Below are 11,999 nucleotides of genomic sequence, written 5' to 3' on the forward strand. Positions count from 1 at the left end.
CTCGTCCAAGGGAAAAGGGCAGATGCTGTGCGCCGGAAGGAAGGTCCTACGGCATCAGCTGGCCGCCATTGACCTCGATGATCTGGCCGGTGATGTAGCCGGACAGCGTCGGCGAGGCGAGGAAGAGATAGGCGCCGACGCAATCTTCCGATGTGCCGACGAAACCCATCGGGATCGATTTGCGCTGCAGCTCCATCTGCTCGTCATTGGTATAACGCTCGTGGAAGGGCGTGGCGATGACACCAGGCGCCACCGCGTTGACCCGAATCCTGTCGGCGACGAATTCCTTGGCATGGCCGCGGGTGATCGTCGAGACGAAGCCCTTCGATGCCGCATAAAGGATTGCCCCATTGCCGCCGCCGTTGCGGGCGGCAATCGAGGTGGTGTTGATGATGAAGCCGCCCTGCTTCTTCAGCCAGGGATGGGCCGCACGCGTTGCCGCCAGCACTGAGCGGGCGTTGAGATCCATCACCGCGGCATAATGGGCATCGGTATATTCCGACGTCGGCTTGCGCCCCAGCATGCCGCCGGCATTGTTGATAAGCCCGTCGAGATGGCCGAAAGTCTTCGCCGTCTCTTCGACGACACGCTCGGTTTCGCCTTCCCTGGATACATCACCCTGGATCAGATGCACGGTGCCGCCGGCAGCCCTGATCTCTTCGGCAAGCGCCTCCGCCGGCTCGCGGCTGGCATTGTAGTGCACGCCGACCTTGGCGCCCTGCGCCGCAAAAGCGCGGGCAAGCGCCGCCCCGATGCCTGTGGAGGCGCCGGTGATCAGCACGGCCTTGCCGGCGAGGTCCGGCAGTTTGATCGATGCGAGCGATTGGGCAAGTTCTACCATGGCTAAGACAGTCTCCCGAAAAACCAATGACATAGGTGATGAAACAGATTGGGGAAGTCTATCAGCCGAAATCGGCGAAGGGCAATGCACGAAAGCGGGAGATTTCCACTGTGGGGATTGTATGGGACCGACCCAAGACCCTTCCCAAACCCTCTCCCGTTTGGGCAGGGATTAGGAGGGGTAAACGGCCGCGTGGCGGATCTCACCAATTTCCATCTCGTTACGAAGACGCCCCCAAGGCCGGCTGCGGCTTCTGGCGCGCGAGTGGTGGGAATGCTAGCGCGATCGCCGCAGCCCCGAGGCCAACCATCGCCGAGCCGATGAACAGCCAGGAATAATTGACGAAGGTGTCGAAGATCCAGCCGCCGATCAGCGGGCCGATGGCCATGCCGAGGCTGGAGAGCATCGTCGCTGCGCCCAGGACGGTGCCGATGACGCGCTGGCCGAAATACTCCCGCGCCAGTACCGCATAAAGCGGCATCACGCCGCCATAGGCGCTGCCGAAGACGATGGCGAGCGCATAAAATTGGGTCAGCTCGCTGACGAGGAGATAGGTCGCAAGAGCGCCCGCCTGCATCAGCAGGCCGGCGACCAGCACCGGCTTCACCCCGATCCTGTCGGCAAGGGTGCCATAAAGCAGCCGGCCGCCGAGGCCCGCAAGACCCTCGACGCTGTAGATGCTGACGGCTGCCATCGGCGCGACGCCGCAGATCGTCGCATAATTGACCATGTGGAAGATCGGGCCGGAATGGGCCGCGCAGCAGGCAAAGAAGGTCAGGCCGAGCACGATGAATTGCGGCGACCTGAAAACTTTCGACAGCTGTGGCCGGGTGCCTTCCGCGGCAAACTCGGTGCCGGCATCGGCGGTTTCGGCCGGCGGGCGCCGGACCAAGAGGGCCACCGGCACGAGCAGCACCCAGGTTGCGATGCCGATGATCAACATGGCGGGACGCCATTCATAGGCCGAGATCAGCCAGCGCGCGAAAGGCGAGATGGTCATCGGCGCAACGCCCATGCCGGCGGAGACGAGCGACACGGCAAGGCCGCGGTTTTCGTCGAACCAGGCGGTCGTCGCTGCGATCATCGGCGCGAAGAAGGCGCTGGCGGCGAGGCCAACGAGGATGCCGTAAGTCAGCTGGAACTGCAGCAGCGTTTCGGCCCGGCTCGCCAGAACCAGCGCCAGGCCGAGCAGCACCGAGCCGATCATCACGACGATGCGCGGGCCGAAGCGGTCGCTTGCCGCCCCCCAGAGGAAGCCACCAAAGCCCATGACGATGAAATTCAGCGTCATCGCACTGGCGATACCGACATGCGACCAGCCGGTGGCAGTCGCGATCGGTTCCTGGAAAATCGCCAGCGAGAACATCGCGCCGATGGCTACGCACGACATCAACGCGCCGACGGCGACGATGACCCAACGATAGGAAACACCCATGGCTTCAAACCTCCATGCCGACAGAGTGATTGCGCCGCACAGCTCCTCCGCCGCGCTCCTCGCAATCTAAAAGACGTTCGGACTGCTGGGATTTCGACAGCGCGCTCACATCTTTTTTCCCGTGCAGTCCTATAGGGTACGAAACATCACTAATGCGTCGACATAACCCTCACTCGGATGAAGGAAAACGCCGGTAAGGCGGCCGACGATTTCGAAGCCGAGGGATTGCCAGAGCTCAACGGCGCGGCGGTTGCTGCTGACGACGAAATTGAACTGCATGGCGCGAAAGCCGCGGGCGCGGGCGTGCTGCAGGGAATGGTCATGCATGCGGCGGGCAACGCCGCGGCCGGCCGCAGCGGGATCGGTCATGTAGCCGCAATTGCAGACATGGCGGCCGCCGCCGGCCTGATTGGCCTTGATGTAATAGGTGCCGAGGATGACGCCATCCTCTTCGGCGACGAAGGTCTCGCGGTCCTTCCCCATCCAATAGGCGAGCGCATCGGCTTCAGGGAGATCGCGATCGAGCGCATAGGTCTCACCGGCGCGGACCGTCGGGCCGATGATCCTCCAGATGGCATCTCGATCGTCGTTTTCTGCGGGTCGGATCAGCATGCCCGATTTCTACAGAAGCCGGGCATCGGGCGCAACGTTCTCAAACCCTTTCGAGCGCGATCGCAATGCCTTGGCCGACACCGATACACATGGTCGACAGCGAATATTTTCCGCCGGTCTCCAGAAGCTCCAGCGCTGCCGTGCCGGTGATGCGGGCGCCCGACATGCCAAGCGGATGGCCGAGCGCGATCGCGCCGCCATTGCGGTTCACGCGGAAATCGTCATCGGCAATGCCGAGCGCCCGCAGCACCGCCAGTCCCTGGCTGGCAAAGGCCTCATTGAGTTCGATCACCTCGAACTGTTCCTGGCTCATGCCGAGCCGGGCCATCAGCTTGCGTGAGGCCGGGATCGGGCCGACGCCCATCACCCGCGGCGGAACGGCGGTAGCCGCGCCGCCAAGGATGCGGGCGATCGGTGTCAGGCCGTATTTTCGCGCCGCCGCTTCCGAAGCGACGATCAGCGCCGCCGCCCCGTCGTTGACACCGGAGGCATTGCCTGCGGTCACCGTGCCGCCTTCCTTCTTGAAAGGGGTGGCGAGTTTCGCCAGCGTCTCGATCGTCGTTGCGCGCGGATGCTCGTCCTTGTCGACGATGACGGGATCGCCTTTGCGCTGCGGGATGGTGACCGGGGTGATTTCTCTGGCAAGCCGTCCGCTCGCCTGGGCAGCGGCGGCTTTGGCCTGGCTGCGCACCGCGAAGGCATCCTGGTCCTCGCGGCTGACCTTATAATCCTCGGCGACGTTCTCGCCGGTCTCCGGCATGGAATCGACGCCGTATTGCTTCTTCATCAGCGGGTTGACGAAGCGCCAGCCGATCGTCGTGTCGTGGATTTCGGCGGCCCGCGAAAAGGCCGTCTCCGCCTTCGGCATGACGAAGGGCGCACGCGACATGCTTTCGACGCCGCCTGCGATCATCAGTTCGGCCTCGCCGGCGCGGATGGCGCGCGCCGCCGTGATCACTGCATCCATGCCGGAGCCGCAGAGCCGGTTGATCGTCGTGCCCGGAACGGCGATCGGCAGGCCGGCGAGCAGCGCCGACATGCGCGCGACATTGCGGTTGTCCTCGCCTGCCTGGTTGGCGCAGCCGAAGATCACGTCGTCGACGGCGTCCCAATCGACGCCGCCGTTGCGCTGCATCAGCGCCTTCAGCGGAATGGCGCCGAGATCGTCGGCGCGCACCGGGGAGAGCGCGCCGGCGAAGCGGCCGATCGGCGTCCTGATATAGTCGCAGATAAAGGCTTCGGTCATGGCTTTTCCTCAAAGTTTCGGAACGACGAGGTCGGCAACCGGCCCATCGACATGGAGGGCGGCACCGGTCATCGTCTGCAACTCCTCCTGCGACATCGCGGCCAGCTTCTCCCGCAGGACGAAGCGGCCATCGACGATGTCGATGACGGCATGGCTGGTATAGACGCGGGTGACGCAGGCCACACCGGTCAGCGGGAAGGTGCATTTCTCCACCAGCTTCGGCTCGCCCGTCTTGGTGACGTGCTCGGTGATGACGCAGACCTGTTTGGCGCCGTGCACCAGATCCATGGCGCCGCCGACGGCCGGCACGCCCCTGCTGCCGACCCGCCAGTTGGCGAGATCGCCGCTCTGGGCGACCTGGTAGGCGCCGAGGATCGCGACGTCGAGATGGCCGCCGCGCACCATGGCGAAACTGTCGGCATGGTGGAAGAAGGCCGCGCCCGGCTTCAGCGTCACCGCCTTCTTGCCGGCATTGATCAGATCCCAATCCTCCTCGCCTTCGGCCGGCGGCTCGCCGAAATTCAGGATGCCGTTTTCCGTGTGGAAGATCGCTTCGCGGCCGAGCGGCTGATAGCGGGCGACCATTTCGGGAAAGCCGATGCCGAGGTTCACATAGGCGCCGTCTGCGATATCCTGTGCGGCGCGCCAGGCAATCTGCGCATTGGAGAGCTTTATGTCTTCCCGGGTATTGATGGGATGAGTGTTGACGGTCATACGTAGGCCACTCCGGCTCGAATGAGCTCTTCTTCCTGCTGCGGACGGGGGACGGCGACGACACGGTCGACGAAGATGCCGGGTGTCACCACATGCTCTGGATCGATGCCGCCGGCCGGCACGATCGACGAGACCTGGGCGATCGTCTTGGCCGCCGCCATGCACATCAGCGGATTGAAGTTGCGGCCGGCCTTGTTGTAGGTGAGGTTGCCATGGATATCGCCGATCTCGGCTTTGACAATAGCGAAATCGGCTTTCAGCCAGCGTTCCTGCACGTAATGGCGGCCGTCGAATTCGGCGATGACCTTGCCGTCAGCGAGTTCCGTGCCGTAGGCCGTCGGCGTGTAAAATGCCGGAATGCCGGCCCCACCGGCGCGGATGCGCTCGGCCAGCGTTCCCTGCGGCACCAGCTCCAGTTCGATTTCCCCGGCCAGATATTTGTCGGTGAAAGCGCGCGGATCCGACGAGCGCGGAAATGAGCAGATCATCTTTCTGACCATGCCGGCATCGATCATTGCCGCAATGCCGATGCGCCCGTTGCCGGCATTGTTGTTGATCAGGGTGAGGTTCTTCGGCCTCCGGTCGATCAAGGCGTGAATGAGCTCGATCGGCGCGCCCGAGCCGCCGAAACCACCAATCATGACGATCGCGCCGTCGCCGATCTCGGAGACGGCCTCCGCCGTGCTCCCGACTGTCTTGTCCATGCGGATTTCTCCTTGGGTAGTGCGAGATCCCGGTCGTCCCGTTCTCCAGCCTCAGGCATAAGGCGGGACGGTAAACACGGCAAGGATTTTGTGCGTTATTTGACTTTTGTTCATATAACGCACAAATTGAGGCCGTCGAGCACTCTGTTGAAAGTTTGCTCGAGGTGCATCCTTATTGGCTTTGACTGAGAAGTTCTGTTCAAATTGAACTTCCGGCTACGGCGACGGCTCGCCATGGATTGCCAAAGGATGTGCCATCCGACGGCGATCTATGAATGCGGTTGCCGTGTCTTGAAGATCATCCGTGGATGTAGGCTGAAAGCTCATCCGGCATCCCATTCGGAAATGTCCCTTTCAGATGGTCGAGGAAAGCAGTCACCCGCGCGCTGAGCAAGCGCCTTGAGGGATAGAGGGCCCACAGTCCGATTTCCGAACCCGGCACATCTCCCCACTTCACAAGCTTACCCGAAGCAATGTCGTCACTGACGAGGGAGATGGGAAGTCGGGCTGCTCCGACGCCCATCCTGACGGCGTCGTGGACGTTCAGCAGAGAGGAGAGACTGAGGATGGGCTCGACTTTGATGGTCGATGCGCCGGCATCCGTGGTAATAGCCCACGCATTCATTGCACCCGGCGGGTCGCGCACGATGACTGGAACGGTGGCATTATTCCCAGGATATTTTAGGTTTGCAGGTGCAACCACGACCAGACGGTCTCGCATGAAGATGCGGCCGACAAGGGTGTTGTCGGGATTCGGATTGACCCGGATCACCAGGTCGTATCCTTCCTCGACCATGTCGACGGCGCGGTCTTCTGTGGTGACCTCCAACCTCACTTCTGGATACTTCAGAGCGAAGCTGGCCGCGAGCTTGCCGATCGCCGTCTGGGAGAACAACAACGGCGCACTGATCCTCAAGCTGCCCCGTGGCTTGTCGCCCCCGGCCGCGATTGCCGTCGCAGTTTCGTCCAATTCCGTCAGGAGCGCTCCGGCACGCTCCTGGAGCGCTCGACCCTCTTCCGTGAGCTTGAGCATCCTTGCACCGCGTTCGACCAGCCTCATGCCAAGGCTTGCCTCCAGGTCCGTGACCCGCCGGGAAAGCGTCGCTTTCGGACGTCCCGTCGCACGCGCAGCTTTGCCGAAGCCGCCATGCCGGGCCACAAGAACGAAGTCGGCGAGACCGAGAAGATCCATTGATGTTCCACCAGTGAGACGAGGTGTCCAGATTATCCGTCTATTGGATCATCAGTGATCCATCCATATTCGGGTTGTCAACAACCCACTGAGAACTTCCATGACAATCCTGGTAATCGGTGGAACCGGCCGCGTCGGCCGCCACGTCGTCGGACAACTCGTTTCTCGCAACGCCAAGGTGCGCGTCCTGACCCGTGACGCCTCGAAGGCTGACTTCCCGATCGAAGTCGAGGTGGTTCAGGGGCAGATACTAGACCTCGCCTCCCTGCGTAACGCCTTCAAGGGGGTCCGCACGCTCTTCCTTCTGAATGCGGTGACTGGCGATGAATTCACGCAGGCCATCATCACCCTCAACATCGCCCGCGAAGCGGGCGTCGAACGTGTCGTCTACCTGTCCGTCATCCATGCCGATCGCTTCGTCAACGTCCCGCATTTCGCGGTGAAATCAGGTGCGGAGCAGATGCTGAAGGCGATGGACTTTAGCGCTACGATCCTGCGTCCGAGCTACTTCATCGACAACGAGGTGGTGATCAAGGACGTGGTTTTGAACCATGGCGTCTATCCGATGCCGATCGGCGGCAAGGGCGTTGCGATGGTGGATGCCCGCGACATCGCGGAAGTAGCGGCGATCGAGCTCGTCCGTCGCGACCGGGCGCCCGGCAAGTCTCAGGTGGAAACCGTTAACTTGGTCGGCCCGGACACGCTGACCGGCGAAGGCATTGCTGCGATCTGGACCGACGTCCTCGGCCGTCCGATCGTCTACGGAGGCGATCATCCAAGCGGCTTCGAGCAGACTATGGCGACGTTGATGCCGATATGGATGGCCTATGAAATGCGATTGATGGCCGAGCGCTACGTGAGCGACGGCATGATTCCGGAAGATGGCGATGTGGACCGCCTCGTCAAAATTCTGGGCCGACCGTTGCATTCCTATCGTGAGACCGCGGCATCTCTGGCGACACGGAACTGAGCGTCCTGGCCCAGACCGTGAGAGATAAGACCAATGGGAACCTTCGGTGGATGGAGACGATCACCTCCATCACCGAGGTTGCTTTGAATGAAGATCTGCAGCGGAGAGCGGCCGACCTCAACCGGCTGTCGCCCTTGTCGTTCACAGGCGCTCCAAAGAGAAGCGAGGGGTCGTCAGGCCGTCCGCCTCACCATTCGCGCAAGCGCGATTAGGATACATGCACCGATAAAGCCGGCGATTAGGTAGCCGACCCACCCCCCGAGCACCACGCCGAAGAGCGATAGTATAAAGTTTGCGACGATCGCGCCGACGATGCCGAGGAGGATATTCATGATGACGCCCATGTTGCTCTTCATGAACATTTCGGCGAGCCATCCCGCAATTCCGCCTACGATGATTGCCGCAATCCAACCGATACCTGCGTCATCCATAACGAACCTCCCCTAACGGATTGATTTAAAGGCGTCCGGCCAATCGAACGCAGACATTTAACATCAGCAGAGAAGAATTGTTCCGGGGCATGGGCTAAGGCCCCTCTGCGCGGAGTGGCCGGCGCCAGCAGAGAAACGAGCGATCTTGGAGCGCCGCCTCCGCTATCCGTGATAATGGTCGTTCTCCATCCCGTCGACAATCTTTTTGGTCGAGGTGGGTGCGAAGTCGGCACGGGTTGCAGCGGTTTAAGCATCGGGGCTGCCAAAACCGAAGACGTAACCGATCGAAACATTGGAGCTTCGTCGACGTTATCGGAGGTGCTGCCCGTGAGCGGCGTTTGGAAGGTGGATGACGATGAAGACCATTGCTGAGTGGCTCGAAGGCAAACTTCCCGATTTGGAAAGCGAGGCGGATCTCGCCCAGGACTCGGCCCTTGAACAGCAGGCGGAACGTCTGCGCGCTGCAGCGGAGGCCGAAGGATACACGGCGGCCGAGTTGAACGAAGCGTGCGGAGGCGACATCGCCGACTTCGTTCGCATGCGCATCGCTGAACGAGGCGGCGTCGAACATAAGATGGCTGGCGACCCGTTTCCGCTGCCTGTGATGGGCATCAAGCAGGAGTAACTCTTGCGGGTCACTGCGAAAATTCTTTATCGCTTGGTTTGAGTTAGGCATTCATGGTGAGCACGAGTTGCCTCGCCTAGGAGTCGTGGACTCTTGGGATTCCCAAAGGTGAGCAAATCAGATTCAAGACTGTCTTTTGGAGGCAGTCATGGGTGTTTTAGATCGTCTCATTCTTCGCGATGACCAGTGGGAGCGGATGTCTCGCCATATCATTGGCGACGATCGCACGCGCGGTTCATCTGGACGTGACAATCGCATGTTTGTGGAAGCGGTCTTGTGGATCGTGCGGACGGGTTCGCCCTGGCGCGATCTGCCGGAGGTGTTCGGTGATTGGAACAGTGTGTTTCGCCGCTTCAGCCGCTGGAGCCAAAAGGGTGTCTGGTGGCGTGTCTTTGAGGCGATGTCGGAGGATACCGACTTCGAATATCTGATCGTCGACAGCACTATTATTCGCGCCCACCAGCACGCCTCCGGCGCAAAAAAGGGGCTGAAGATCAGGCCCTTGGCCGTTCCCGCGGCGGCTTGAGCACCAAAATCCACATGGCGGTGCGTGGTCTTGGATGCCCTGTCCGCTTCGTCCTCACCGCCGGTCAGAAAGGCGATGCACCGCAAGCCGATCTCCTGATCGAAGACCTGCCAGCCGAGGTCGTCATGGCCGATACGGCCTACGACAGCGACCGGCTACGCAAACTCATTGCCGACAAGGGCGCGCAAGCGGTCATCCCGAACAACCCCTCGCGTGCCAAGAAGTATCCGCTCGACAAGCAACTCTATGCTCAGCGCTATCTCGTCGAATGCTGCTTCTCGAAGCTCAAGCAGTTTCGACGCATCGCCACACGATATGAGAAAACCGTTCGAAACTACAAAGCCATGATCGCTCTGGCCGCAACAATCCTATGGCTCAGATAGGTGTCCACAGCTCCTAGCTCGTGATCTGACGATGCGCGACCTCAAAATGCCGGGGCGAACCCGGTAAACGCCCCTCTGAAGCATCGGGCATCTTATCCACCGACAGCCACGGCCTCCTGCGGGGCAACACATTTGTCACCAAATGGCTCGAGCGGCTCTTCAGGATTTCAAAAATCGGCCATGGCCACCCCTATGTAGCTGTCCTAAGTTCGACCGCCCGTTTCAGCAATGGCTCGTCCTGGTCTGCCTCCCGTAAAGACATTGGCTCCCGGGTTCGCCATTCAGACAAATCCGCTGGAACAGGATTGCGAAACCTTTTAGCACAAAGGAAAAAGGGCGATAAAAGCCCCTAGGTACAAAAGGGGCAACCATGCGTGAAACGGATTTCGTCAGCGGCTTTGCCCGCGGCTTGAAAGTTATCGAAGCCTTTGGTGAAACGCGTCAGCGGCTATCGATCGCCGAAGCTTCAAAGCTGGCGGGGCTCGACCGCGCCACCGTGCGCCGCTCGCTGCTGACGCTCGCCGAACTCGGCTATGCCGACTATGACGGCAAGTTCTTCACCCTGACACCAAAAATTCTGCGGCTCGGGCATGCGTACCTTTCGGCAACTCCCCTGCCCGTCCTCATCCAGCCACATCTCGATCAATTGTCCGAAAAAGCCGGGCAGAGCGCCTCGGCGTCAGTACTCGACGGCACCGATATCGTCTATATCGCGCGGGCTTCGCAGCGCCGCGTCATGTCGATCAACCTCACCCCAGGCAGCCGCCTGCCAGCCTATTGCGCCTCGATGGGCCGCGTGCTGCTCGCAGCACTCACTGACAACGAGGCGCGCGCCATCCTTGCCCGCAGCGAGCTGAAACAAAACACCCCGAACACCAGGACCGATCCGGAGGATTTGATCACCGAATTCCATCGTGTGCGCGCCGAGGGTTATGCGATCATCGACCAGGAGCTGGAGATCGGCCTCTGCTCGATCGCCGTGCCCGTCGAAAACGACCGCGGCGAAACGGTTGCGGCGATCAATATCGGCGCGCCGGCCGCACTCCTCCCGGCTGCGGAGATGAAGGAGCGCTATTTGCCATTGCTGAAGGAAACACAGGCCGTATTGCGGCCGCTGCTGCGCCGGTGAAATGCTCGATCAATCGGGATGGATGCCCCGGTACTGAAGCGTCCGGTCTTCACTCCTTCATCTGTTTAACTATTCCCGCTTGATGTATCACAATTCTCGATATAAATCATTTCTCCGGGAATTCTTGGGGGATTGATGGAACGTTCGTTTTTGACGATTGCAGCCGGTGAGAATAATACGGCGATACGGGCGCTTTCGGCGCCGGCGCGGGTCGAGATGCTGAAGTTGCTCTGCGCCAAAGGGCCAACGAATATCAATGATATTGCGCAGGCGCTTTCCCTTCCGCAATCGACAGTCGCCACGGGCATCCAGATTCTGGAAGAGGCGGGGCTCGTCGAATCCCGGCTGGCGAAGGCCCGCAAGGGCAACCAGAAGATCTGCTCGGCGGTCTATAGCGAAATCCTGATCAGCTTCGAGGAAAGTGCGGCGCAACGGGCCAACAATATCATTGAAGTCGAGATGCCGGTGGGACTTTACACGAGCTGCGACGTCCATGCGCCTTGCGGTCTTTGTTCCAGCGAGAGCGTCATCGGGCCCCTCGATGTGCCGGACAATTTTCTTGATCCGCAGCGCATGCAGGCCGGGCTCGTCTGGTTCGGCCGGGGCTATGTCGAGTATAAATTCCCCAACAATGCCAAGGTCTTGAATAAAGAGATCCGGGCTATCGAATTTTCGCTGGAGCTGTCGTCTGAGGTGCCCGGCACCAATCCGGACTGGCCTTCCGACATCACGCTCTGGGTGAACGGCATGGCGATTGGCACCTGGACGTCGCCCGGCGACTACGGCGACAAGCGCGGCGCCTTCACGCCAGCCTGGTGGAAACTCGAAGGCTCGCAATATGGGGCGATGAAGACCTGGCGCATCTCCACGCGTGGAACGTTCATCGACGGTGTCGCCGCCTCGAATGTCACACTCGGCGATCTCGCGCTCGGCCAGCACTCGTCCATTCGGTTGCGTGTCGGCATTGCCGAAAATGCTGGTCATACCGGGAGCGTCAATATTTTCGGCCGTGGCTTTGGAAATCACGGTCGCGACATCATCATGCGACTGCACGTGTGAGCAACGATATCGGAAATTTTGATTTACAAAGAGCCGTTATTTTCAGCATGCGCGCCCGCTAAATATTTTAAGCCGTTGAAATTAGACGGTTTATCTTAGATGTTCAATTAGTATGATTAAATGCGAGGCTTA

13 protein-coding genes are annotated in these 11,999 nt (G+C 60.7%); 5 read left to right on the forward strand and 8 right to left on the reverse strand.

The genetic code is table 11. From position 1 onward, the window contains the following. Positions 1-46 precede the first annotated feature (46 nt). The 7 genes from FHX14_RS02375 to FHX14_RS02405 all read right to left on the reverse strand — a co-directional run bounded on the left by FHX14_RS02375 (position 47) and on the right by FHX14_RS02405 (position 6,744). Positions 47-841, reverse strand: a complete 795-nt coding sequence (locus tag FHX14_RS02375; RefSeq protein WP_003594508.1) for an SDR family NAD(P)-dependent oxidoreductase — start codon at positions 839-841, stop codon at positions 47-49. A 220-nt stretch (positions 842-1,061) separates the two neighbouring features. Next, a complete protein-coding gene (locus FHX14_RS02380; RefSeq protein ID WP_184375896.1) occupies positions 1,062-2,276 on the reverse strand; it encodes an MFS transporter in 1,215 nt (404 codons plus the stop codon). Positions 2,277-2,405: 129 nt separating this feature from the next. Continuing rightward, entirely contained in the window at positions 2,406-2,888 is a 483-nt protein-coding gene (locus FHX14_RS02385; RefSeq protein ID WP_184375899.1) for an N-acetyltransferase, read from the reverse strand. A 40-nt stretch (positions 2,889-2,928) separates the two neighbouring features. Then, on the reverse strand, positions 2,929-4,134 hold the full coding sequence (pcaF, locus tag FHX14_RS02390) for a 3-oxoadipyl-CoA thiolase (RefSeq protein WP_184375901.1): 1,206 nt from the start codon (positions 4,132-4,134) through the stop codon (positions 2,929-2,931). Between the two features lie 9 nt (positions 4,135-4,143). Continuing rightward, on the reverse strand, positions 4,144-4,848 hold the full coding sequence (locus tag FHX14_RS02395) for a 3-oxoacid CoA-transferase subunit B (RefSeq protein WP_184375903.1): 705 nt from the start codon (positions 4,846-4,848) through the stop codon (positions 4,144-4,146). Further along, positions 4,845-5,552, reverse strand: coding sequence for a 3-oxoacid CoA-transferase subunit A (locus tag FHX14_RS02400; protein WP_184375904.1), 708 nt, complete (start codon positions 5,550-5,552; stop codon positions 4,845-4,847). The genes FHX14_RS02395 and FHX14_RS02400 overlap by 4 nt, the downstream gene beginning before the upstream one ends. A 298-nt stretch (positions 5,553-5,850) precedes the next feature. Further along, positions 5,851-6,744: a LysR substrate-binding domain-containing protein gene (locus FHX14_RS02405; RefSeq protein WP_184375906.1), complete on the reverse strand. Its 894-nt coding sequence runs from the start codon at positions 6,742-6,744 to the stop codon at positions 5,851-5,853. A 100-nt stretch (positions 6,745-6,844) separates the two neighbouring features. On the opposite strand from FHX14_RS02405, the gene FHX14_RS02410 reads away from it, so the two are divergent. Continuing rightward, positions 6,845-7,714 carry an NmrA family NAD(P)-binding protein gene (locus FHX14_RS02410; protein WP_184375908.1) on the forward strand — a complete coding sequence of 290 codons (870 nt, stop codon included), beginning with the start codon at positions 6,845-6,847 and terminating at the stop codon, positions 7,712-7,714. Between the two features lie 173 nt (positions 7,715-7,887). On the opposite strand, the gene FHX14_RS02415 is transcribed toward FHX14_RS02410, so the two are convergent. Beyond that, positions 7,888-8,145, reverse strand: coding sequence for a GlsB/YeaQ/YmgE family stress response membrane protein (locus tag FHX14_RS02415; RefSeq protein ID WP_184375910.1), 258 nt, complete (start codon positions 8,143-8,145; stop codon positions 7,888-7,890). 349 nt (positions 8,146-8,494) lie between these two features. Between FHX14_RS02415 and FHX14_RS02420 the strand changes: the two genes are divergently transcribed. The 4 genes from FHX14_RS02420 (at position 8,495) to FHX14_RS02435 (ending at position 11,867) form a co-directional block, all read left to right on the forward strand. Next, positions 8,495-8,770, forward strand: a complete 276-nt coding sequence (locus FHX14_RS02420; protein ID WP_184375911.1) for a hypothetical protein — start codon at positions 8,495-8,497, stop codon at positions 8,768-8,770. A 148-nt stretch (positions 8,771-8,918) separates the two neighbouring features. Further along, positions 8,919-9,679 (forward strand): IS5 family transposase gene (locus tag FHX14_RS02425; protein ID WP_184375913.1). Its coding sequence is split into 2 segments (ribosomal slippage): positions 8,919-9,246 and positions 9,246-9,679, totalling 762 coding nucleotides; the frame shifts between segments, so codons are not numbered across the junction. 370 nt (positions 9,680-10,049) lie between these two features. Continuing rightward, a complete protein-coding gene (locus tag FHX14_RS02430) occupies positions 10,050-10,808 on the forward strand; it encodes an IclR family transcriptional regulator (RefSeq protein WP_184375915.1) in 759 nt (252 codons plus the stop codon). Between the two features lie 135 nt (positions 10,809-10,943). Beyond that, positions 10,944-11,867: an ArsR family transcriptional regulator gene (locus FHX14_RS02435; protein WP_184375917.1), complete on the forward strand. Its 924-nt coding sequence runs from the start codon at positions 10,944-10,946 to the stop codon at positions 11,865-11,867. The last annotated feature ends 132 nt before the right edge of the window (positions 11,868-11,999 follow it).

The organism is Rhizobium sp. BK619 (assembly GCF_014195245.1).
In the GTDB taxonomy this organism is placed as follows: Bacteria; Pseudomonadota; Alphaproteobacteria; order Rhizobiales; family Rhizobiaceae; genus Rhizobium; species Rhizobium acidisoli.